The sequence below is a fragment of the Actinomadura sp. KC06 genome, assembly GCF_004348735.1.
Taxonomy (GTDB): Bacteria; Actinomycetota; Actinomycetes; order Streptosporangiales; family Streptosporangiaceae; genus Spirillospora.
Window position 1 is genome coordinate 1 of the sequence record NZ_SMKT01000150.1, and the last position, 21,622, is coordinate 21,622.

Consider the following 21,622-nt stretch of genomic DNA (forward strand, 5'->3'; position numbering starts at 1 on the left):
CACTGAGCAGCCGAAGCGTCAGGCTCGCCGCTAGACCGGCATCTGGTCAGCGGCGGACGGTGCCGGGAGGCTCGGGCTGAGCGCGGTCGCCAGGGTCCGGGTCACGATCGCGGCGGTTTCGGCGGCGGACCGGGGGAGTGGGACGCAGGCGGCGACATAGCAGTCCGGCCGGACGATCAGCAGGTGGTCGGTGTGGTCGGGCAGCCAGCCGGTGAGCGTGCCCGTCCGGTCGTGCAGGGTGGTGGTCCCGGTGGTGTCCGGCACGGGGCCTTCCGGCCTGACCAGCGTCAACCGGCGACTCGCGATGATCGCCGTGGCGGACGCGAGCCGCCGCGCGACCTCCCGCGCCGAGGCTCCGTGGCCCGGGACGGCCAGCAAGGAGAAGTCGCCCGCCAGATGGGCGCGCAGCGTGGTCGTGCCCGTGGGGCCGTCGGGAACCAGGGTGCCCGCGCCGTCGCCGGGGACGGTCAGCGGGGAGCCGACGTAGGGGAACGGCTCGTATAGGCGTCCGCTGTCCACGTCGGAGTGCCGCGCCGGGTCGGTCGCCGCGGCGGCGAGGACGGCGTCGCGCCGGGTGACGCCCTCGGCGGACGCGGGCGTCATGAACCGCATCGTGGCGCCGGTGACCTCGACGTGGTGCTCGGCCGCGGCCCGGCGCTCCAGGTCATAGGTGTCCAGCAGCGCGGCGTCCGCGCGCCCGGCGAGGACGAAGGCCAGTTTCCAGGCGAGGTTGTCCGCGTCCTCGATCCCGCTGTTCATCCCGCGGGCGCCGAACGGGGAGACCACGTGCGCCGCGTCGCCCGCCAGGAACACCCGGCCCTGGCTGAAGCGCTCCGCGCAGCGCTGCTGGAAGGTGTAGGTGTTGGCGCGCAGGATCCGCGTCTCGTGCTCGCCGATGACGCCGCGCAGCATGTCGTCCAGCCGGGCGAGGTAGTCGTTCTCGTCGGCGTCGGGCTCGATCTGCCAGTCGACGCGCCACCGGTCGGGCCCGAAGCTGTGCATGAGGACGATCCGGCCGGGGTGGAACGGCGGGTCGAACCACAGCCGCCGCTCCCGGCTGAACGGCAGGTCGGCGGCGAAGTCGCAGACCAGGAAGCGGCCTTCGGTCTGCCAGCCGGAGTAGGCGATGCCGAGCCCGCCGCGCACCCGGCTGCCGATCCCATCCGCCGCGATGGCGTACGGGGCCCGGTGGATCTCCGGGCCGTCCGGTCCGTCGGCGTGGACGGCCACCTCGTCGCCGTCGTCGTCGACCGAGGTGACGGTGCGTCCGTGCCGGAACCGGACCAGGCCGCACGCCTGCGCCTGGGCGTGGAGGAGCTCTTCGGTGCGGAACTGCGGGAAGTTCACGAACGGCGGATAGAGCTCGCCCTCGGAGGTGGGGAAGCGGAGCTGGAGCAGCTCGCGCTCGCGGAAGTAGGTCCGGCCGAGCGACCAGCTCGCGCCGTCCCGCATGATCTCCGCCGCCACCCCGAGCCTGTCGAGGAGGGACAGCACGTCGCGCTGGACGGTCACCGCACGCGACTGGCCGCAGCTCGGGGTGGTGCGCCGCTCCAGGACGGTGCTGCGGACGCCCTGCCGAGCCAGCAACAGCGCCGCGGTCATCCCCACGGGTCCGGCCCCGATGATGACGACCGGGCTCTCGGTTGTCGACACGCGTCCACCTCCAGGACGTTCGATTATCGGTTATGCAGATCGCATATAGAGCAATCCTGACAACTGGCGGCGGAATGTCAAGGCCCACCAGCGTTTTTGCATCAGTCGGTTGCCGTGTGCGATAATCGGTGGCCGGTTGGCGGACGGGCGGGGGCGCATGAACACACGGGCGGGCAAGCCGGTCGAGGTCGCGCAGACACTCGATCGCGGGCTCCAGGTACTCGAGGCCCTCGCGGACGCCCAGGACGGCCTCACCGCCACCGACGTCGCCGCGAAACTCGGCGTGCACCGCTCGATCGTCGCCCGGCTGCTGACCACGCTGCTCAGCCGGGGCTATGTGGGCAAACGCCGCGACGGCCGGTACGTGCTGGGCACCACGCTGCTCAGCCTCGCCCGGCAGGTCTCCAACAACCTGCTGGTCGTCGCGGGCCCGGAGCTCGCCGACGCGGCGGAACGGCTCGGGCTGACCGCCGTCCTGCACATCGCCGACGGCGCCGACGCCGTCGCGCTGGCCTCGGTGGAGCCCCGCAACGCCGCCTTCCACGTCGGCATCCGCCCGGGCTCCCGGCATCCGCTGCCGCAGGCCGCCTCCGGCCAGGCGATCCTCGCCGGCAGGCCGCCGGTCGAGGGCGAGGACCCCGAGATCGCCGAGGCCCGCGCCCAGGGGTTCGCAAAGACCACCAGCAGGCTGGTCCCCAACTTCACCGGCATCGCGGCCCCGATCAGGATCGCCGGCGAGGCCGAGGCCGCCGTCGGGCTGATCGTCCCGGCGCACGAGGTCCACGACTACGACATGCTCGCCCGCGAGGTCGTCGCCCTGGCCGACCGCATCGGCCGCGCCCTGCACTGATCACCCGGCCGCGTCCCGCATCTCATCCGGGCGCGTCCCGCGTTCCGGCGCCCCTGGTGCTCTCTCCGGCCCGCCCGCCGCAGCCCACTGCTTTCGGCGTTTCCGCTTGTCTTATGGCGCGCTCACCTGGCCATTCCCGCGTCCTCGTGCGCGCGCGAGGGCGGCGCGGTTCCGTCCGCCCGAATGCGGACGTCTCGTTGACAGTGGCCGCCGTCACGGTGCATGCTCTCGCTATCCGGTCTACGAAACCGATTATCGGTGAAGACTTCGGCGAAAGGCGGCGCATGTCGGTCCCCACCCCACCCACACCCCGCGACCTCAGGCGCGTCGCGCTCGCCAGCCTCGTCGGCACGGCGATCGAGTGGTACGACTTCTTCATCTACGGCACGGCCGCGGTGCTGGTGTTCGCGCCGCAGTTCTTCCCCGGGTCGTCCGACCTCGCCGGGACGCTCGCGGCGTTCAGCACCCTGGCGGTCGGCTTCCTCGCCCGGCCGCTCGGCGGCGCGCTGATGGGCCACTTCGGCGACCGCGTCGGGCGCAAGTCGATGCTGGTCCTCTCCCTGCTGCTGATGGGCACCGCCACCTTCGCCATCGGGCTGCTGCCCACCTACGCCGAGATCGGCGTGTGGGCGCCGATCCTGCTGGTGCTGCTGCGGTTCCTGCAGGGCTTCGGCGTCGGCGGCGAGTGGGGCGGAGCGGTCCTGCTCGCGGTGGAGAACGCCCCGGCCGGCAAGCGCGGCTTCTACGGGAGCTTCCCGCAGATGGGGGTGCCGGCCGGAGTGATCCTGTCCAACTCGGTCTTCCTGATCATCCTCGCCACGGCGGGGAAGCAGGGCTTCATCGACTGGGCCTGGCGGCTTCCCTTCCTGGGCAGCATCGTGCTCGTGGCGGCGGGCATGCTCATCCGGGCCAAGATCGGTGAAACTCCGGAGTTCGAGGAACGCCAATCCCGAGGCGTCCAGCGCAATCCCCTGCTGGCGGTCATCAAGAACAACCCGCGGCAATTGCTGCTGGCCGGCGGGACCTTCCTCGCCAACAACGCCATCGGCTACGTGATGATCGTCTACATGCTCAGCTACGGGACGAAGACGCTCAAGCTGAGCCAGAACACGATGCTCACGCTCGTCCTCATCGCCAGCGCCGTATGGCTGGTCACGCTGCCCGTCTTCTCCGCGATGTCCGACCGCGTCGGCAGGCGCCCGGTGTTCATCGGCGGCGGGCTCGTGCTGCTCGTGTGGTCGATTCCGTTCTTCATCCTGCTGGACACCAAGACCATTCCGCTGATGGTGGTCGCGGTCGTCGTCACCGCGCTCGGACTGTCCGCCACCTACGGGCCGCAAGCCGCCCTTTTCGCGGAACTCTTCGACGCCGACGTCCGCTATAGCGGCGCTTCCCTGGGATACCAGGTCGGCGCCATTTTCGGCGGAGGATTCGCGCCGTTCATCGCGGCCTGGCTGCAGGGGACGACCGGTTCCTCGATGTGGGTCGGCGTCTATCTCACGGCGCTGGCACTGATCAGCCTCGTCTCCATCCACGTCCTGCGCGGGCGGGCCCGGTCCACTGTGGAGGCGGCTCCGCAACTCGTGTGACGGCGCCGCTCACAGGCACTCTCAGGGCCGCCGGCCATCTCCTGGCCGGCGGCCCTCACGCGCTTTCCGGGACGACGAATGGGCCCCGCCACACTTGGCGGGGCCCATTCGCGTCTGGGGGTCGTCAGGCGTCCACGTGGATGCCTTCGCCGCGTGCCCAGCTCCACGCGTAATCGTGGTCCTCGATCTCCGTTGCCGCGGCGCCTAGGCGCAGCGGACGGAAAGTGTCGAGCATGACCGCGTACTCCTCGGTGCGGACCGCGTCCCGGCTCTTCTCAGCGCTGCCGGGCTGCGGGCCGTGGATGTAGCCCGCCGGGTGGAGCGACATGGAACCCTGGCCGATTCCGCTTCCGGACCGGCTCATGAAGTCGCCCTCGTAGTAGAACAGCACTTCGTCGGAGTCGACGTTGGCGTGGTTGTAGGGCACCTTCACCGCGTCCGGGTGGTAGTCGAACATGCGCGGCACGAACGAGCAGATGACGAATCCGGGGCCCTCGAAGGTGATGTAGGTGGGCGGCGGCAGGTGCAGCGCGCCCGTCGATGGCGTGTAGTCCCGGATGGACAGCGCGTACGGGTAGTTGTAGCCGTCCCAGCCGACCACGTCGAACGGGTGGTGGGCGTAGGTGTAGCGGGTCATGCCGCCCCGGTGGCGGACGAAGACCTCCGCCTCACCCGACCGGTCCGGGAGCGGCTCGGCCGGGGCGCGCAGGTCGCGCTCGTTGTAGGGCGACCCGTCCAGGAACTGGCCGATCGGCGACAGGAACCGCTTCGGCGGACGGATGTGCCCGCCATCGGCCGCCGCTATCACCAGCAGCCGCAGCTCCGGCCCGTCCAGCAGCCAGCGGTGGGTGGTGGACGTGGGGATCACCACGTAGTCCCCGCTGCTCACGGCAAGGGTGCCGTAGGCCGATTCCAGCACCCCCGAGCCGCCCTCGACGAACACCAGCTCGTCGCCGGACGCGTTGCGGTACAGCACGCCGTCCCGGTCCGCGGACACCGACGACACGCGCACCTGGCCGTTGCCCAGCAGCACGCGGCGGTCGAGCACCGGGTCGCCGCCCGGCTTCAGGTCGCGCGTGCGCAGGTGGCGGGGGAGGAGCGGGATGTTGTCGACCAGTCCCTCGTCCGGAAGCTCGACGGACGCCGCGGACGTGATCACCGTCGGGGCCTTGCGGTGGTACAGGAACGACTGCGTCCAGCTGAACCCTTCCTCGCCCTGCATCTCCTCGTGGAGCAGCGCGCCGTCCGCCCCGGTGAACCGGGTGTGGCGCTTGCGCGGGATCTCGCCCGCGCTGCGGTAGAAGACCATGTTCTCTTCCTTCAGCCGGTGAGTTCGTCCCAGACCTGGTGGTCCCGGTCCGTCGTCCAGATGGCGGGCGGCTCGCCCGCCAGTTCCTCCCACGCCCGCTGGGTGTCGAACACCAGCGCGTGCTCGAACACGGGCATGCCGCCGTAGACGGGCAGCAGCGCCTCGCGCGCGGCCTGGTAGGCGTCGCGGCGGGAGCCGCCCTTGTCGCGCACCTCGCCGACCGCGCGCAGCAGCGTGGTCAGGAAGTCGCGGGTGCTCTCGACCGCACGGGCGCTCTCTTCGGCGGTGCGCGCGATGTCGCCGCGCCCGCCGACGAGGATCTCCGGGCGCAGCGCCTTCACCGCGTCCAGCGTGGTGGTGCTCCACTCCTGGTGGTAGGCGTCGCCGGTGTAGACGGCGGAGCCGTTCTCCACCAGGTCGCCCGCGAACAGGATCCGCTGCTTCGGCAGCCAGGCGTAGATGTCGCCCGAGGTGTGGCCCCGTCCGGCGAAGCCCAGTTCGACGGTGCCACGGTCGCCGCCCAGCTCGATGGACATCTGGTCGGCGAAGGTCAGCGTGGGCCAGGTCAGCCCTGGGATCTCCTCGTGCCCCTCGAACAGGCGCGGCATCCGGCCGAACTCCACGGCCCAGTCCTCCGCGCCGCGCTCGCCGATCAGCCGCTTGGTCTCGGCGTTCGTCACGACGATCTCCGCGTCGAACCCGGCGGCGCCCAGCACCCGCACCGCGTGGTAGTGCGAGAGGACGAGGTAGCGCACCGGCTTGTCGGTGTGTTCGCGCAGGCGGTCGAGCCAGCGCCGCGCCATCAGCGGGGTCGCGCGGGCCTCGAAGCAGACGAGGAAGTCCTCGCCCTCGATCGCGCCGACGTTCGGGTCGCCGCCGGTCGTGAGGGCGTAGACGCCGTCGGCGAGCACCTCCAGCGTCTCGGTCTTCTCCGCCGTGTCGGCGGTGGACGCGAATGGCTTGCTCATGTTCACTCCTCGGGAAGCTCGATGTGGTAGCGGTCCAGCGCGTCCGGGTCCCAGCGGATGCCGTGGCCCGGACGGTCGGGAGGCGTCGCCTGACCGGCGCTGATCGCGACGGTCTCGGTCAGCACGTCGTCGATCAGCGGGAAGTGCTCGACGGTGGGGCAGTTGGGCACCGCGGCCGCGAGGTGGACGTGCAGCTCGGGCAGGAAGTGCGGCGCCAGCACCGCCCCGAACGGCTCGGCGATCGCGCTGATCCGCAGCCACTCGGTGACCCCGCCGGTCAGCGGGACGTCCGGCTGCAGCACCGAGGCCGCGCCCGCCCGCAGGTAGGCGGCGAACTCGAAGCGGCCGTGCAGGTGCTCGCCGACCGCGATCGGCAGCCCGGCCCGCTCCGCGAGCTGGACGTGCCCGGCGACGTCGTCGGAGACCAGCGGCTCCTCCATCCAGTACACGCCGAGGTCGGCCAGCCTCCTGCCCAGCCACAGCGCGGTCGGCAGGTCGAGCCGCTCGTTGCAGTCGACCATGATCCGGATCCCGTCGCCGAGGGCGGCCCGGACGGCGGCGACGCGCTCCACGTCCTCCGCGGCCGGACGCGCGCCGACGCGCAGCTTGACCGCGTCGTAGCCCTCGGACACGTACGCCTTGGAGCCGTCGATCAGCTCGTCCACGCTCATCGCGTGGGTGGCGCGGCCGCTGCCGTAGATCGGGACGCGGTCGCGGTGCGCGCCGAGGAAGCGGTAGAGCGGCTGGCCGGCGCGGACGGCGCGCAGGTCCCACACCGCGATGTCGGCGGCGGACAGCGCCGGGAGGGCGACGCCGCGTCCCAGCCGGTGGGTCCGCGACCAGATCTTCTCCCAGGTCGCCGGCCAGTGGTCGAGCCGGGTGCCGACCACCTGCTCGCGCACGAGCCCGGTGGTGAGCGCGTGCACCGCTTCGATGCCGCCGGTGAGCGCGTAGGTGAAGCCCGTCCCGGAGGCGCCCTCGTCGTCGGTGACGGTCACCAGCAGGAGATCGACCTGGGTCGCGCCGGAACCGCCACGGCCCGCGCCGAGCGGCACCCGGGCGACCCGCGTCCGCACCTCGGTGACGACGCTCATCGCCGGGCCTCGTCTTGCCGGGCCCCGTCCCGCCGGGCTTCGTTGATCTCGCGGACGACACGCAGCGCCTCGGCGGGCTCCATCCTGGTGCGGTACGCCATGGTGGCGTGCCGGGCGCGGACGACCCCGTCCGGGTCGAGGACGAAGGTGGCGGGGACCGGCAGGCTCCAGTCCCCGTCCGGCTGCTGCTTGGCCAGCGCCTTCGCGGTCCCGTCGAGCAGGTACGGCAGCGCCGCCGCCGGGAAGACGAACCGGACCTTGTAGGACGTCAGCACGTCCTGGTCCAGGTCGGAGAGCACGTCGAACTCCAGGCCGTGCTTGTCGCGCATGTCCAGCGAGTCGTCCGGGGCCTGCGGGCTGACCGCGACGATCTGCGCCCCCTCCGCACGGAAAGCGGGCAGCGCCTCCTGGTAGGCGTGCAGCTCGATATTGCAATAGGGACACCACGTCCCCCGGTAGAAGGTGAGCACCACCGGTCCCGCGGCGAGCCGGTCGGCCAGCCGCACCGGGTCGCCCACCGCGTTGGGGAGCGTGAAATCCGGCGCGGTCTCGCCGAGCCGGAGCCCCGGCGCGACGCCCTCGCGCTCCAGCTCGGCGAGCGCGTCGTTGATCGCCTTCTTCGCCTCGTCCGGCCGGTTCACCGACGCGGCCTTGGCCAGCAGCCGCTCGCTCAGGGACGGCAGTTCCCCCACGATCCACCTCACACCGATAATCGGTTACTATGTTCGTCTAACGGTTACAGACTTCCCTCCGCCGTCTCCCCTGTCAACCGACCGGCCGGGGTGACGGGCCGGGCCTCGCGATCACTTGACACTCCGCGCCGCTTGACCCGACAGTGTTCAATATACGCATCCCTTGACCGATAATCGGTATGCACTTGGAAGGCCGTGACCGCATGACCCTGCTCCACCAGCTGCAGGCCATCCCGATGGACCCCGGCACCACCGCGAGCCGCATCGAGATCCACTCGGGTCTGGCCAGGCACTATCCGCGCATCCACGGCAACCTGGTGCGGCGCGACGACGCCGCCAGGGACGTCGGGCTGATCTTCATGCACCCGACGTCGAACTTCCTCACCCACTTCATGCTGGAGCCCCTGGCCGAGGCGGGGCTGCCGGTGCTCGGGCTGAACACCCGGTACGTCGGCAACGACGCCACCACGATCATGGAGAACGTGGTGCTGGACATCGGCGCCGCCGTCCGCTGGATGAAGAAGGGGCTCGGCTACGAGCGGGTCGTCCTCGCCGGGTTCAGCGGCGGCGGCCCGGCCGTCGCGTACTACCAGAGCCAGGCGGAGAACCCCACCGCCACCGCCACCCCCGCCGGAGACCCGCCGGACCTCACCCAGGCCGGCCTCGAACCCGCCGACGCCGTCCTCCTCCTCGCCGCGCACGCCGGCCGGGGCAGGCTCCTCGCGAGCTGGATCGACCCGTCCGTCCTGGACGAGTCCGACCCGGACCGCCGCGACCCCGAACTCGACCTGTTCGCCCCGGGACGCAAGCCCCCCTTCGACCCCGACTGGGTCCGGCAGTACCGCAAGGCCCAGCACGCCCGCATGGACCGGATCAGCGACTGGGCCGAACGCGAACTCGCCCGCCTCACCGCGCTCGGCGTCGGCGACCGCGCGTTCGTCGTCCACCGGACGGTCGCCGACCCGCGTTTCGTAGACCTGGCCATCGACCCGAGCGACCGCGAGGTCGGCAGCATGTACGGGGACCCCCGGGTCGCCAACGAGGCGGGCGCCGGCCTCGGCCGGTACCACACGCTGCGCAGCTGGCTCAGCTCGTGGAGCCTCCGCCACTCCCGCGCGGACGCGGTCGAGGCGCTGCCGCACACGACCGTCCCCGTGCTGATCTGCAGCCTGCTGGCGGACCAGGGCGCGATGCCCGACAACTCCCGGCTGATGCACGAGGCGATCGGCTCGGACCGCTCCACCCTGGTCGAGATGCCTGGGCTGAACCACTACATGGTCAACCAGGAGCACGGCCGGGCCGAGGTCGTCGAGCGGGTCAAGTCCTGGCTCGCGGCGAACGGCCTGCTCTCCGAGGCGGCGGGCCGATGAGCGCCGCCGAGTCGCTGCCGATCGTCGAGCGCTCCCGGGTGTCGGTCGTCCCCGCGCCGGGCCGGACCAAGCTGGTCACCGTGCCGGTGGACGGCGGCCCGGTCCCGATGGGGATGCACGGCCCCGTCGCCGAGCACTACCAGGTCCCGATGGACCAGATCGAACCGCACGCGACCACCCTGGATTACGTGGTCGGCGCCGCCACCGGCTGTCTCACCGGCACCTTCGGCGGAATGCTCGGCGCCCTCGGCCAACCCGTCGCGGACGGCGCCCTGCTCACCGAAGGGGAGGGCGAGATCGTCAACGACGGCGGCGTCCTGAGGATCGCCCGTATCACCGTCCGGTATCAGCTCCGCCTCTCACCCGGCGTGGACGAAGCAAAGGTCAGAAGAGCCCACGACCGCCACACCCAACGCTGCCCAGTAGCCCGCTCACTGGCCGACGGCATCCCGATCGAAACCCACCTGGACCTCCAAGGACCCACCGGCTAAGGGCGCGCGCCCCACTTAGCGAGGCGACCGTAGCCGGGCTTGTAGATCGTGCGCGTGACGGGATAGCGGGCCTTCTTGACCGCGTGCCACGCCTCCTCCGCGCCGCGCCGCCGCCACCAGCCCCAGAATTGGTATTCGCGGACGTCCTTCATCTCGAAGCACAGGCCGTACTCCCACAAACCGCGCCGGCAGACGTAGACCTTGCCCACCTCGTCACGCGGGATCGGGAAGTCGCGTTCGCCGACACGGATACGGACCGCGCCCTCTTCCAGGACGAGCCGGTCGCGCCCGACGGCCGCTCCTCGAACACCGGGGAAATACTCCGGGTCCGATGTCGCGCTGCCTCGCCATTCGTGATCCAACGGTCGCCCCCTCGCTCCCGGCCCAGCCTGCCGCAGCCGGCCGCTCCGCGCCAGGGGTGATCACCGGGAGGGTGCGGCGGGACGCGCGGAAACGCCCGGCCGGAGGGTTTCCGGCCGGGCGTTCCGGGCGGTCTGGACGGTCTGGGCGGTCAGACGCCGGCTACGGAACGGATCCAGGCGCGGCTGGCGGGCACGCTTCCGTAGGTCTGCGTCGACCGGCCGTCGGCGGTGGAGGCGACGCCGACCTGCTGACCGTTGTAGCGCTGCGGGCCGCCGGAGTCGCCGCTCCAGGCGTTGCCCGTGATCCGGCTACTGCAGATCGCCTGGCCGCTGTGATAGTCGCGGCACGACGTGGACGTGACCCGGACGTCGGCGCACTTGAGCTGCTCCGAGATCGGGCCGTTGTAGCTGGTGTAGCCCCAACCGCAGATCTGGTTGGTCGAGCCGTTCGGCGGATTGGCGTCGGCCAGCTGCGAGAAGGTCGTGTTGTGGGCGGTGGACAGCTGCACCAGGGCGATGTCGCCCTGCGGCGCCACCTGGTAGTTGGTGACGGAGACCGGGGTAGCGCGACCCCGGTAGACGCTGCCGACGCGGACGCTGATGCCGCTGCTGACGCAGTGCCGCGCGGTCAGCACCCAGGTCGGGGCGATGATCGTCCCGGAGCAGGTGAACGATCCGCTGCTGCGGTAGATCGAGGCGGCCCAGGGGGCCTCGGCGTCGGTGGCGAAGGAGCCGCCGATGATCGGCGGCCCGGCCAGGGCGGCCGGAGAGCTGTTCGACTGATGGGCGGCTGTGGCGGGCAGGGCCATCCCGAAAAACAGGACCAGAACGGCGCCTACCACGAAGCCGATGCGGCGGGGGGACATCACGGCTCCTCTGTGGGGGTCTACGCAAAGGCTTCCTTAAAATAGACCACCAGCCGACTCCCGGAACCTTTCAGAGCCGCACCAGTTTTTCAGTGTGAATACGTTCGACGTAGAGCGCCGAAAACGCTTTGACCGATCATCGATCTGATCATCGGCGTCCATTATGCATTGGCGTCGGCGGCGGTCAAGGCCGCTGAACCGGAGGGCCGCAGCCGCCGCGGGGACGAAAGCGGTCCGGTGGGCGGACCGAGTTGCTTGGGTGTGCGGGGGGCGCGCTCGAACATCGGAGCGTGACACGAGCCGATTCACAGAAGCAGCGGGGAGCGCGCGGACGCCAGGACTGGTCGACCTGGCCGCACTACGACGCCGCGGCCTCGGGATTCCGGGGCTACTGGTATCCGGTCGCCTGGTCCAGCCAAGTGACGGGCAAGCCCATGGGCGTCACGCTCTGCGGAGACAAGATCGCACTGGTGCGGGACGGCGGGGCCGCGTACGCGCTGCACGACCGCTGCCCGCACCGGGGTGTGCCGCTCTCGCTGGGCCGCAAGGAGTTCCCGGGGACGCTGAGCTGCCCGTACCACGGCTGGACCTACGACCTGAAGGGCGGGGAACTGGTCGCCGCGATCACCGATGGGCCGCGGTCGCCGATCTGCGGCAAGGCCAGGGTCGCGACGTACCCGGTGGCCGAACGGCTGGGAATGGTGTGGGTCTACGTCCCGATCGCGGACGAGGAGCCGCACCCGATCGACGAGCAGCTGCCCGAGGAACTGGTCGCCAACCCGTTCGTGATGGGCGGCCGCCTGGACGACCGGACCGGGAACTGGCGATTCGCGTGCGAGAACGGCTACGACGAGGGACACGCCAAATACCTGCATCGGACGTCGCTGTGGCGGCTGTTCAAGGCGATGCCGACCTGGAACACGACGCGCATCGTCCAGCGTGGACGCTGGATCTACCGCAAGCAGGAAGAGCAGTTCTGGGAGGCCGACTTCCCCGGCCTCGGGCACTGGACGAACAAGCGGTGGTGGAAACTCAGCCCGCCGGAGGCCGAGGACGGCGGCGCACCGTCCAACATCGGCAACACCGGGGCCGCGTCGCAGGTCGATCCGGTCATCGCCGCGCAGGAGTTCCCGGGGTTCGCGTCGGTGTCGATGCCGGGGGTACTGCGCATCGTCTATCCGAAGTTCATCCACTACGAGTTCTACGTCCCGATCGATGCGGACCGGCACCGGTATGTCGGCGTGATGGTCAACTTCGCGCGCGGTGCCGGGACGCTGAAGTTCTACGCCAAGTACCTCGGATGGGTCCGCTGGCTGTTCCACGGCCAGTTCTCCGGCCAGGACGCCTGGATGGTCGACGTGACCGACGCGCCGCCCGAGCAGCTCTACCGGCCGGACGTGTCGCTGACGGCCTGGCGCGGGCTGGCGGAGAAGGAGTACAAGGCCAAGCTCGCGAAGATCGCCGAGGAGGTCTGATGCGGCGCGCACTGGTGATCGTCGCGGTGGCCGCCCTGCTGGCCGCCGCATGGCGGCTGGCGCGGACGAGCCGGACGCAGGTCCACCGGATCGACCCGTGAGCTGGATCGAGGCGGCCCGGGAGCGGGTCGGGCGCGAGCGGCTCCGCGAGCTGGTGACCGGGCTCGTCGCGATTCCGAGCCCGACGGGGGACGAGGGGCCGCTGGCGGAGCACGCGGCGTCCGAACTCGCGAAGGGTGGGTTGCGCGCCGGGACGCTGCCGCTGGACGACCGGCAGTCGTCCGCGTGGGCGCGGCTCCCCGGCGCCTCGGCGGGCCGGGACCTGATGCTCTACGCCCCGATCGACACGCTGACGACCGGGCGGCCAGAGGAGGACGTCCCCTGGATCGGTCCGGAGCTGCGGCCCGACATGCGTCCCGATCCGGTCGTCCACGGCGACTACGTGGTCGGGCTCGGTGCGGGGAACCCGAAGGGGCACGCGGCGTGCGTCATGGCGGCCGCGGAGGCGATCGCGGCGGCCGGTGTGCCGCTCGCGGGCGATCTGCTGGTCGGCCTGGGCGCGGGCGGCATGCCGACGAACGCGCTCCGCCTGGACGGCGACGCCCGGCGGCACACCGGGCAGGGCGTCGGCTGCTCGTTCCTGCTGGAGCAGGGCCTGTGGGCCGACCACGCCGTCATCGCCAAGCCCGGCTGGACGGTGTCGCACGAAGAGGTCGGGCTCGCCTGGTTCGAGGTCACCGTCCACGGCACGCACACCTACGCCGGCAGCAGGCACCGGCTCCCGTACCGGAACCCGATCGCGCTGGCCGGGGAGGTCGTCGCGGGCCTGGAGGCGTGGTTCGAGGAGTACACCGTCCGGCATACGTCGGGGACGGTCGCCCCGCAGGGCGTCGTCAGCGCGATCGAGGGCGGCTGGACGCGGATGGCCGCCGTCACACCGGCCGCCTGCCGGTTCCGCTGCGACCTGCGGCTGCCGCCGGACCTGCCGCCGATGGCGGCCAAGCGGGAGTTCGGGGCGGCGATCGAGAAGATCGCCGCCGAGGCCGGTGCGGAGATCACCTGGGAGATGGTGCTGGCGATCCCGGGGACGCGCACCGACCCGACCGACGCCGCCGTCACCGCGGCCGTGGCCGCGTTCGAGGAGGCCGAAGGACGCCCGCACGAGCCGGTCACCGGCAACTCCGGAGCCACCGACGCCAACATCCTCCGCTCCCGGGGGATCCCGGCCGTCCGGATCGGCATGCCCAAGGCGCGCACCGGCGACCTGGGCATCGACCCGGCGAGCGACTTCCAGATGGGCATGAACACCGTGGACCTGAGCGAGATGGAACGGCTGACGCGGCTGCTGATACGGGTGGCGATCGACGTGATCGGGGTGCGCGATGCCCGGTGAGATCGTGCTCGGCGTCGGCGCGTCCCACAGCACGCTGATGAACACCCACTGGGACCGGACGCGCCAGAAGGACGAGGCCGTCCGCTTCCGCGACGCCCTCCGCGAGGCGCGGGACCTGCTCGCGGCGGCCCGTCCGGACACGGTCGTGATCGCCGGGTCCAACCACTTCCGCGGCTTCTGGCTCGACCTGATCCCCGCCTTCACCATCGGCGTGGGGGAGTGCGTCGCGAGCGGCGAGTCCGGGACGCCGAAGGGCCCGCTGCCCGTGGACGTGCCGCTCGCCCGCCACCTCGCCGCCTCACTCGTCCAGGACGGCTTCGACCCGGCGTTCTCGGCCCGGCTGCAGATCGACCACGGGCAGTCCCACGCCGTCCAGTACCTGCTGGACGGCCTCGACGTGCAGCTCGTCCCGCTGGTGGTGAACGTCTTCGCGCCGCCGCTGCCGACCACCGCCCGATGTGCCGCGCTGGGCGAGGCGGTGCACGCGGCGGTGCGCGCGTTCCCCGGCGACCGGCGCGTCGCCGTCATCGGCTCCGGCGGCCTCTCGCACCGGCTGCCGTGGCCGGACTGGCGCGACCCGCACGGCGACGACGAGGAGTTCATGGTGGCGGCGTGGCTGAACGGCCGGGGCGACTGGGCGCGCTACGACACCCGCCGCCGGGAGATCATCCGCGCCGCGCCGAGCGTCATCAACACCGACTTCGACGAGGACTTCCTCCACCTGATCGAGACAGGCCGGACGACCCGGATGTGCGGCATCGGGACCGACGAGCTGGAGCGGACGGCGGGCAACGGCGCCCAGGAGATCCGGACCTGGCTGCTCATGGCCGCCGCGCTCGGCCACATCCCCGGCCGCAGGCTCGCCTACGAGCCGATCCACGACTGGCTCACCGGCATGGCCGTGGCCGTCCTCGACCCGACCGCACACAAGGAGCCCGCCACATGACGATCTGGACCGGCCTCACGGGTGTGGACCACCGGCTGTCCTACACCGACGCGGGAGGCGTGCGGACGCGCGCCCTGATCGCAGGCCCCGAGGACGGGCCGCCGCTGGTGTTCCTGCACGGCACCAGCGGGCACCTGGAGGCGTTCGTCCGGAACGTCCCCGCCCATGCCGGCGCCGGCTACCGCTGCCACGCCATCGACATGCTCGGCCACGGCTACACCGGCAAACCCGACCACCCCTACGAGATCCCCCGCTACGTCGAGCACCTCGCCGCCTACCTGGACGCCATCGGCGCCGGCCGCGTCCACCTGGCCGGGGAGTCGCTCGGCGGCTGGGTCGCGGCGTGGCTGGCGAGCGAGGACCCCGGCCGGGTCGCGTCCCTGCAACTGCTCGCCGCGGGCGGCACCAAGGCCGACCCGAAGATCATGGAACGGATCCGCACGTCCACGTTGAAGGCGGTGCGGACCGACGACGCCCGCCTCACCCGCGAGCGGCTCCACCTGCTGATGCACGACCCCGCCAAGGACGTGTCCGAAGAGCTCGTCGAGATCCGCCACCGGATCTACCACCAGCCCGACTTCGTCGCCAACGTCCACAACCTGCTGTGCCTCCAGGACATGGAGACCCGGCAGCGGAACCTTCTGCGTCCCGACCGGATGGCGCGCATCACCGCCCCCACCCTCATCGTGTGGGGCCGCCAGAACCCGTTCGGGGACGTGCCCGAGGCGCAGGCCATGCACGAGGCCATCGCCGGATCACGGCTGGAACTGTTCTCCGAGTGCGGCCACTGGCCCCAGCACGAGCGCGCCGACCTGTACAACCAGCTGTCGCTGGAGTTCCTGAAGGCCCACTCGTGAAAGGAGCCGTGATGCGAGCGGAGATCTCACCGGCCCCCGAAGGTTCCTTCACCGAGGCGGACGGTGTCCGCTACCACTACATCGAGATGGGCGAGGGCGCGCCGACCGTGTTCCTGCACGGGGGAGGGCCCGGCTGCACGGCCTGGAGCGACTTCGGCCCGGTGGCCCCGCTTTTCGCGCGGGACCGCCGATGCCTGCTGGTGGACATCCTCCAATACGGGCGGTCGGAGAAATGCGTGATCGAAGGCCCGATGTGGGACTTCCACGCCGCCAAGACCGTCGCGCTCCTCGACGCCCTGGGCATCGAGCGCGCCGATTTCGTCTGCAATTCCTGGGGCGGGACGATCGCCCTGAACCTTGCGGCGCAATATCACGGGCGAGTCAGATCGCTGGTCGTCACCGGATCGATGCCCGTGTTCTACGGACCCCTCGCACCGCTTCCCGAAGGCGGCCGCCGCGGCCGCAACGCCCGCGACGCCTACTACGGCGGCGACGGCCCGAGCCCGGAGAAGATGCGCGGCCTCATGGCGCGCCTGGAATGGTTCGACCCCGAGGCGATCCCGGACGAGACCGTCGCGATGCGCTACGAACAAAGCGTCGACCACGAGGAGATGGAGCTGGCGGCGCGCTCCGACAGCCCCCGCGGTGACTGGCAGGACCTCACCGCCGAACTCGGCCGGATCCAGGCGCCCGTCATGTTCTGCTGGGGCATGCAGGACGCGTTCCTCACGCCCGACTACCCGCTGATGCTCGCCCGGATGGTCCCGCGCGGGCAGCTTTACGTGATGGACCGCGCCGCGCACCACCTCCAAGAGGAACGCCCGCACGACTACCACGCCATCGTGAGCGGTTTTCTCGACCAGAAGTCGGAGCCCATCGAATAGATCGCCGCGACGGCGCCCTTGACCAGGCCAGTGAAAGCCGAGTGAAAGTGGCCCTCAGTAAGGTTGCGCATCACTGGGACGACGGCCTGGGGGCGGGGATGGACACGCTCAGGGTGGCGATAGCCGGCGCCGGAATCGGCGGCCTGGCGGCCGCAATGGCGTTGGCCCGCGAAGGCGTGCGGGTCGACATATATGAGCAGGCTTCCGAATTGCGAGAGGTGGGGGTCGGGCTCCATCTGGCCTCCAACGGCAGCCGGATCCTGCGCGGCTGGGGATTGTCGGAGCCGCTCGCGCGGGTCGCGGTACGACCGGCCGCGCTGGAGGTGCGCGACTGGACCAGCGGCCGGACGCTCACCCGCCAGGACATGGGCGACGCCTGGGAACGCCGGTTCGGCGCGCCCTTCTAAAATCGGACTATTCACCTAAAATCCCGACCGGGCCGAGCCGTGCGGGCAGGTGATCACCGGCGGGCGCGGGCCCGGGTCACTCGCGGACGGGGACCTTCAGGTCGTCCAGCAGGGCGCGGACGCGCTGTTCGATCTCGTCCCGGATGGGACGGACGGCTGCCACGTCCCTGCCCCGGGGGTCGTCGAGGGCCCAGTCCAGGTAGCGCTTGCCGGGGAAGACGGGGCAGGCGTCGCCGCACCCCATGGTGACGATGACGTCGGCCGCCTGGGCGATCTCGGCGGTCCAGGGCTTGGGGAACTCCGCGGTGATGTCGATGCCGACCTCCCGCATCGCCTGGACGGCGGCGGGGTTGATCTGGTCGCCGGGCTCGGACCCGCCCGACCAGCCGATCGCCCGGTCTTCGGCCAGGTGGGTGAAGAAGCCCAGGGCCATCTGGGAGCGTCCGGCGTTGTGCACGCACAGGAACAGCACGATCGGGGTCGCCCCGGCGTCCTTGCCCTCGACGCGGGCGAGGGCGTGGAGGCGCTGCCGGGCGAACCGCTCGGCGAGCAGCGGCAGGAAGTGCGGCACGGTGGCGCGTCCGGCGAACTGGTCGTAGCTGGTGTGCAGGTACCGGTCGATGGTCTCGGCGCCGAAGGTGCCGGAGAAGTCGTCGGCCAGCCGGCGGGCCGCGGTGAACAGGGCGTGCTGCTGATCGACGCTCAGTTCGGCGCGGCGGTAGGCGTCGGCGGCGGGGCTCTTGGACGTCGGGCTCTCGGGCATCGGACACCCTCCCAGGGGATGGTCACTCACGGACGGTCAATCGCCGTCCCGGAGCCGGACCGCCGTTGTGAGGCGGTCGACGCGGGAGGCGATCTCGGTGAACGCGGTCTCGAACGCGGTGTCGGTGCCGGCCCCGATCGGGTCGGGCACCGACCAGTGCAGCCGCGGTCTGGGGTCGAGTTCCTCGTAGGCGTTGTCGCAGACGGCCACGACCAGGTCGCCGGCGCCGACCACGTCGTGGACATGCCGCGTGTCGCGCCCGTGGAGGGCCAGGCCGTGCCGGCGCGCGACCGCGATCGCGCGCCGGTGCACGCGCGGACCGGGACGGGTGCCGGCCGACGTCGCGGGGACCGGGCTGCGCTGCGCCCACAGCGCCGCGGCCAACTGCGAGCGCGCCGAGTTGCGGGTGCACACGAACACCACCCGCGACGCCGCCACCGCCCGGACCCATGCGGCCGGAGCCACCGCAGCCAGTGCCCTGGGCGCCAGCCGCACGTAGGTGCGCCGCCGGTCGGCCTCCGACCGCGTCCTGTCGACGACCCCCGCCTCGGCCAGAACCCGCAGGTGGTGTGCCAGCAGGTTGGAGCGCATGCCCAGCGCCGCGCCCAGCTCACCGGGCGCGGCGTCACCCAGCAGCAGGTGGTCGACGATGGCCAGCCGGGCCGGCTCGCCCAGCGCCGCATGGACGGCCGCCCGCCGCTCGATCTCGCTTGCCTCAACCATGATTGACTCAATATTCGTTGAGGAAAGTGGAGGAGTCAAGCCCGTCAGGACTGGCTCTGGCCTCCGTGCACCATCAAAGAAGAGCCGCGGCGTGATCGAAGTCGTCGTCGATGTGGACCACCCGGCGTCCGGCCCGCTGTAGCAGGCTGCTCGCGGCGGCGGCGCGGTAACCGGATCCGCAGTGCACCCAGACGGTTCCGGGCGGCACCTCGTCCAGCCGGCGGGGCAGTTCGGGGAGCGGGACGTGGGTCGCGCCGTCGATATGCCCTGCCTGCCACTCGCCGCGCAGGCGCACGTCCAGCACAACGTCCGGCGCGGGCAGGTTCCGCGGGACGCGCTCGGCGCGTGCGGCGGCCAGGTCGGTGAACGACGCCACGGCCATCTCGTCCAGGAGAGCCGCGTCGCCGTCGGCCCACTCCCGCGGCGTGCCGCTCGCGGCGGCGGCCGGACGGTCGATGCCGATGCGAGCCAGCTCCCGCTGCGCGGCCGCCACCTGCTCGCAGCCGTCGCCCAGCAGTGTCAGCGGCGCGCCCCATTCGGCCATCCAGGCCAGCCAGGTCGACATCGGGCCGTCCATGCCGAAACTCAGCGTCCCGGCGAGGTGCCGCTGCGCGAACGCTTTGCGGGAACGGAGGTCCACGACCCACTCACCGGCGGCGATGCGCTCGCGCAGCTCCGCGGCGTCCGCGGCGTGCGCCGGGGTGATGTCGATCAGACCGGCACCGGCGATGTTGCGGACGCCCATGTGCGCGTAGTACGCGGGATAGGCGTCCAGCCCGTCGAGGGTCTGCGCGACGAAGTCGTCGGCCTCCAGCCGGAGCGCCGGGTTGGACCGCTTCTCCAGACCGATGGTCGAGGCCGTGGCGTCCGACTGGCTCACGGTGCAGAAGCTTCCGAAACCGTGCGTGGGCCAGATGTGCGCACCGTCCGGCAGGAGGTCGGCCAGACGCCGTGCCGACCTGTGCTGTCGCCGGGCCAGAAGACGAGCGTGTTCGGACCCGAGCAGGTCAGTGCGGCCGGTGGTGCCGAACAGCAGCGACCCGCCGGTGAACACGCCCATCGGCCCGTCCGGTCCCGAGACGATGTAGGACAGGTGGTTGAAGGTGTGCCCAGGCGTGCCGACCGCGCGGACGCGCAACGTCTCCGACACGGCGATCTCGTCACCGTCGGCCACGGCCACCCGGTCGAACGCGACGTCGTCCGCCCCGGCGACCAGGTACGCGGCACCGGCCACCCGCGCGAGCGCCAGACCGCCCGAGACGTAGTCGTTGTGCACGTGCGTCTCTGCCACGTGCGTGATGCGGACGCCCAGCCGTCCCGCCAGGCCCAGGAAGCGGTCGATATCACGCTGCGGATCGACCACCAGCGCAGCCTGCCCGTCGTGGGCCAAGTAGCTGCGGTCGCCCAGAGATGAAGTCTCGACAACCTCAATATGGATCGAGTGCATACTCCCACCCCTATCCGGACGCCAACTCGTAATGCGCCACACCCACCCCTCGTCGACAGTCTTTGCGATACGAGATGTCGGAGAAGTACTGCAGCCACTGGCAGATCTCGCTGATGACAGACCCGGTCAGGCGGACGGGGGCGATCATGCCCCCGTCCAGCGACAGGGCCGTCCCCGACGCGTCCGACGCGGCCACCGGTCCCGTGGGCAGGAGTGGCTCGCCGTTGAGCGGAGTCGTCAGCCGTCCGAGCCTGGACTTCCTGTTCACATCCCAGATCTCGATGGCGGAGCGGTCGGCGGCGAGACCCGCCAGCATGGTCACGTCACATTGAACGGCCCTCGGACATTCGGTGGGCGGCACCATCCCAGGTCGCCCGCAACGTGTGGGTTCGCAGCGACCAGAGTCCGGTCGCGGAGGTGGCGGCGATGCCGACCGTCGCCCCGTCCTCGCTGAGCCGCCCCGCGATAAAGACCCACCGATAGTTGGCGTCGGTCCGGCTCTCACCCTGGGACGTCGAATAGCACAGAGGGACACGATCTTCTCGTATGGGGAGAACGAGGCGTTGGGGTCGCGGCGGCACTGACTGCGAGGACCAGCAGAGCGGCCAGGACGGCGGTGAGCACGGTGCGCACCCGGCTGCGCCGCTGCGACAGTGCCAGCGAAGCGTTCAAGAAGGCGCGCTCGGCGTGGGTCGGCGCCAGGTGAACATGACCCGACGTCAGCCAGGACCGGCACGGCGTGGAAGTGTTCTCCGCAGGTCAGGCCCCATCCGAGCGTGTGATCGAGTTTCGGCGGTCAGGGTGTGTTTGGCCGCGTGCATGGTGTGTTTTCCCGGCGTGGGCCCAGTTTGGTTGCGGTGGAACCTCAGTGATGTTGTGAGCGTCTTAAACTTCTAAGAGTGGCTATTCGAGGGGAAAGATGGAAGTAGCACGGTTGTTAATCGGCCTGACTGTTGCCATCTTTCTGGCAGACAGTCTGCCAGTATTGCGGCGATTCTTCATTTTTCGCGCGATCCTTGCATGGATTTACGCCGCCTGGGTGATGGTTCCGATTCTGGCTCTATGGAAGACGCTGTCTCTTGCATTTGTTGTGGCGTTTTGGTCGTGTGCACTTGGAATCTGGGAAAAGCTAGCAGAAGAGAGAGTCACTTCAAGTGGTGGCGGCGGAGGCAAAAGAAATGAGCGGAAATTTGGACTTAGGTTCTACCTGTCTGGAATAGGTGGGCGCCTTAGGAGTGAGTTGGTGGAAGGAAAAACCTGGATAACGAGTAATCGCATGGCTCATGGCAGGTCAATAGTTAGCGCCGTTCTCCTTATTTGCTTCACTGCTTTCTTGTTGGGATTGGCCATCGGTCCACAGCGGCTGTCGAATATCCTTGTAGAAGCTGTGGCAAACAATAGTTTTGCGATAGTAACTTCAGGAGCGTTAGCCTCTGTATTCGTAAGTCATGAAGTTGTGGCGAGGATTTATTCACTCTTTGAT

The 21,622-nt window shown here is 70.6% G+C and carries 22 protein-coding genes; 11 read left to right on the forward strand and 11 right to left on the reverse strand.

Annotation, left to right across the window (positions count from 1 at the left end):
• Positions 1-30: 30 nt before the first annotated feature.
• Positions 31-1,653 carry an FAD-dependent oxidoreductase gene (locus E1287_RS33510; protein WP_165969319.1) on the reverse strand — a complete coding sequence of 541 codons (1,623 nt, stop codon included), beginning with the start codon at positions 1,651-1,653 and terminating at the stop codon, positions 31-33.
• A gap of 157 nt (positions 1,654-1,810) precedes the next feature.
• Here E1287_RS33510 and E1287_RS33515 point away from each other — a divergent pair, with 157 nt between their 5' ends.
• Together E1287_RS33515 and E1287_RS33520 are read left to right on the forward strand one after the other, a co-directional pair.
• Positions 1,811-2,503 (forward strand): helix-turn-helix domain-containing protein, encoded by a 693-nt coding sequence (locus tag E1287_RS33515; RefSeq protein WP_131969293.1) that lies wholly within the window; start codon positions 1,811-1,813, stop codon positions 2,501-2,503.
• A 284-nt stretch (positions 2,504-2,787) separates the two neighbouring features.
• Entirely contained in the window at positions 2,788-4,092 is a 1,305-nt protein-coding gene (locus E1287_RS33520) for an MFS transporter (RefSeq protein WP_131969294.1), read from the forward strand.
• Between the two features lie 124 nt (positions 4,093-4,216).
• Here the strand turns inward: E1287_RS33520 and E1287_RS33525 are convergent, their stop codons facing one another.
• From E1287_RS33525 to E1287_RS33540, 4 genes are read right to left on the reverse strand one after another with little or no spacing between them, the layout of a single operon-like run.
• A complete protein-coding gene (locus E1287_RS33525; protein WP_131969295.1) occupies positions 4,217-5,401 on the reverse strand; it encodes a homogentisate 1,2-dioxygenase in 1,185 nt (394 codons plus the stop codon).
• Between the two features lie 11 nt (positions 5,402-5,412).
• Positions 5,413-6,369, reverse strand: coding sequence for an MBL fold metallo-hydrolase (locus tag E1287_RS33530; protein ID WP_131969296.1), 957 nt, complete (start codon positions 6,367-6,369; stop codon positions 5,413-5,415).
• A 2-nt stretch (positions 6,370-6,371) separates the two neighbouring features.
• Entirely contained in the window at positions 6,372-7,463 is a 1,092-nt protein-coding gene (locus E1287_RS33535; protein ID WP_131969297.1) for a mandelate racemase/muconate lactonizing enzyme family protein, read from the reverse strand.
• Complete coding sequence (locus E1287_RS33540) at positions 7,460-8,167, reverse strand: peroxiredoxin family protein (protein WP_207934618.1); 708 nt, start codon at positions 8,165-8,167, stop codon at positions 7,460-7,462. The genes E1287_RS33535 and E1287_RS33540 overlap by 4 nt, the downstream gene beginning before the upstream one ends.
• A 191-nt stretch (positions 8,168-8,358) precedes the next feature.
• Between E1287_RS33540 and E1287_RS33545 the strand changes: the two genes are divergently transcribed.
• Together E1287_RS33545 and E1287_RS33550 are read left to right on the forward strand one after the other, a co-directional pair.
• A complete protein-coding gene (locus tag E1287_RS33545) occupies positions 8,359-9,525 on the forward strand; it encodes an alpha/beta hydrolase (RefSeq protein WP_207934619.1) in 1,167 nt (388 codons plus the stop codon).
• Complete coding sequence (locus E1287_RS33550; protein ID WP_131969299.1) at positions 9,522-10,016, forward strand: OsmC family protein; 495 nt, start codon at positions 9,522-9,524, stop codon at positions 10,014-10,016. The genes E1287_RS33545 and E1287_RS33550 overlap by 4 nt, the downstream gene beginning before the upstream one ends.
• Here the strand turns inward: E1287_RS33550 and E1287_RS33555 are convergent.
• Both E1287_RS33555 and E1287_RS33560 read right to left on the reverse strand, forming a co-directional pair.
• A complete protein-coding gene (locus E1287_RS33555; protein WP_131969300.1) occupies positions 10,013-10,378 on the reverse strand; it encodes a hypothetical protein in 366 nt (121 codons plus the stop codon). The genes E1287_RS33550 and E1287_RS33555 overlap by 4 nt on opposite strands.
• A 149-nt stretch (positions 10,379-10,527) precedes the next feature.
• The gene (locus E1287_RS33560; RefSeq protein ID WP_207934620.1) at positions 10,528-11,244 is read right to left on the reverse strand and encodes a serine protease; all 717 of its coding nucleotides are present in this window, start codon (positions 11,242-11,244) and stop codon (positions 10,528-10,530) included.
• Positions 11,245-11,534: 290 nt separating this feature from the next.
• Between E1287_RS33560 and E1287_RS33565 the strand changes: the two genes are divergently transcribed.
• From E1287_RS33565 to E1287_RS33590, 6 genes are all read left to right on the forward strand, one after another.
• Complete coding sequence (locus E1287_RS33565; protein ID WP_131969301.1) at positions 11,535-12,719, forward strand: Rieske 2Fe-2S domain-containing protein; 1,185 nt, start codon at positions 11,535-11,537, stop codon at positions 12,717-12,719.
• Positions 12,720-12,816: 97 nt separating this feature from the next.
• On the forward strand, positions 12,817-14,112 hold the full coding sequence (locus E1287_RS33570; RefSeq protein WP_207934621.1) for a peptidase dimerization domain-containing protein: 1,296 nt from the start codon (positions 12,817-12,819) through the stop codon (positions 14,110-14,112).
• Entirely contained in the window at positions 14,102-15,058 is a 957-nt protein-coding gene (locus E1287_RS33575; protein WP_131969303.1) for a catechol 1,2-dioxygenase, read from the forward strand. Before E1287_RS33570 ends, E1287_RS33575 begins: the two co-directional genes overlap by 11 nt.
• The gene (locus E1287_RS33580; RefSeq protein ID WP_131969304.1) at positions 15,055-15,915 is read left to right on the forward strand and encodes an alpha/beta fold hydrolase; all 861 of its coding nucleotides are present in this window, start codon (positions 15,055-15,057) and stop codon (positions 15,913-15,915) included. The genes E1287_RS33575 and E1287_RS33580 overlap by 4 nt, the downstream gene beginning before the upstream one ends.
• A gap of 11 nt (positions 15,916-15,926) precedes the next feature.
• Positions 15,927-16,799 (forward strand): alpha/beta hydrolase, encoded by an 873-nt coding sequence (locus tag E1287_RS33585; protein ID WP_131969305.1) that lies wholly within the window; start codon positions 15,927-15,929, stop codon positions 16,797-16,799.
• Between the two features lie 98 nt (positions 16,800-16,897).
• A complete protein-coding gene (locus E1287_RS33590; protein ID WP_131969306.1) occupies positions 16,898-17,206 on the forward strand; it encodes an NAD(P)-binding protein in 309 nt (102 codons plus the stop codon).
• 76 nt (positions 17,207-17,282) lie between these two features.
• Here E1287_RS33590 and E1287_RS46655 read toward each other — a convergent pair whose 3' ends face one another.
• From E1287_RS46655 to E1287_RS33610, 4 genes are all read right to left on the reverse strand, one after another.
• Entirely contained in the window at positions 17,283-17,969 is a 687-nt protein-coding gene (locus E1287_RS46655) for an arsenate reductase ArsC (protein WP_131969307.1), read from the reverse strand.
• 36 nt (positions 17,970-18,005) lie between these two features.
• Complete coding sequence (locus E1287_RS33600) at positions 18,006-18,692, reverse strand: helix-turn-helix domain-containing protein (protein WP_131969308.1); 687 nt, start codon at positions 18,690-18,692, stop codon at positions 18,006-18,008.
• Positions 18,693-18,765: 73 nt separating this feature from the next.
• Positions 18,766-20,055, reverse strand: coding sequence for an MBL fold metallo-hydrolase (locus E1287_RS33605; protein WP_243719607.1), 1,290 nt, complete (start codon positions 20,053-20,055; stop codon positions 18,766-18,768).
• Positions 20,056-20,149: 94 nt separating this feature from the next.
• A complete protein-coding gene (locus E1287_RS33610) occupies positions 20,150-20,461 on the reverse strand; it encodes a hypothetical protein (protein WP_131969310.1) in 312 nt (103 codons plus the stop codon).
• A gap of 597 nt (positions 20,462-21,058) precedes the next feature.
• Between E1287_RS33610 and E1287_RS33615 the strand changes: the two genes are divergently transcribed.
• Positions 21,059-21,622 (forward strand): hypothetical protein (locus tag E1287_RS33615; RefSeq protein WP_131969311.1); only part of this gene is annotated, 564 nt, incomplete at its 3' end.

Bases quoted from the DNA above. Each gene is read 5' to 3' on its own strand.
- E1287_RS33515 (WP_131969293.1), top strand. From the start codon at position 1,811: ATGAACACACGGGCGGGCAAGCCGGTCGAGGTCGCGCAGACACTCGAT.
- E1287_RS33520 (WP_131969294.1), top strand. From the start codon at position 2,788: ATGTCGGTCCCCACCCCACCCACACCCCGCGACCTCAGGCGCGTCGCG.
- E1287_RS33525 (WP_131969295.1), bottom strand. From the start codon at position 5,401: ATGGTCTTCTACCGCAGCGCGGGCGAGATCCCGCGCAAGCGCCACACC.
- E1287_RS33530 (WP_131969296.1), bottom strand. From the start codon at position 6,369: ATGAGCAAGCCATTCGCGTCCACCGCCGACACGGCGGAGAAGACCGAG.
- E1287_RS33535 (WP_131969297.1), bottom strand. From the start codon at position 7,463: ATGAGCGTCGTCACCGAGGTGCGGACGCGGGTCGCCCGGGTGCCGCTC.
- E1287_RS33545 (WP_207934619.1), top strand. From the start codon at position 8,359: ATGACCCTGCTCCACCAGCTGCAGGCCATCCCGATGGACCCCGGCACC.
- E1287_RS33550 (WP_131969299.1), top strand. From the start codon at position 9,522: ATGAGCGCCGCCGAGTCGCTGCCGATCGTCGAGCGCTCCCGGGTGTCG.
- E1287_RS33560 (WP_207934620.1), bottom strand. From the start codon at position 11,244: ATGTCCCCCCGCCGCATCGGCTTCGTGGTAGGCGCCGTTCTGGTCCTG.
- E1287_RS33575 (WP_131969303.1), top strand. From the start codon at position 14,102: ATGCCCGGTGAGATCGTGCTCGGCGTCGGCGCGTCCCACAGCACGCTG.
- E1287_RS33580 (WP_131969304.1), top strand. From the start codon at position 15,055: ATGACGATCTGGACCGGCCTCACGGGTGTGGACCACCGGCTGTCCTAC.
- E1287_RS33585 (WP_131969305.1), top strand. From the start codon at position 15,927: ATGCGAGCGGAGATCTCACCGGCCCCCGAAGGTTCCTTCACCGAGGCG.
- E1287_RS33590 (WP_131969306.1), top strand. From the start codon at position 16,898: ATGGACACGCTCAGGGTGGCGATAGCCGGCGCCGGAATCGGCGGCCTG.
- E1287_RS46655 (WP_131969307.1), bottom strand. From the start codon at position 17,969: ATGCCCGAGAGCCCGACGTCCAAGAGCCCCGCCGCCGACGCCTACCGC.
- E1287_RS33600 (WP_131969308.1), bottom strand. From the start codon at position 18,692: ATGGTTGAGGCAAGCGAGATCGAGCGGCGGGCGGCCGTCCATGCGGCG.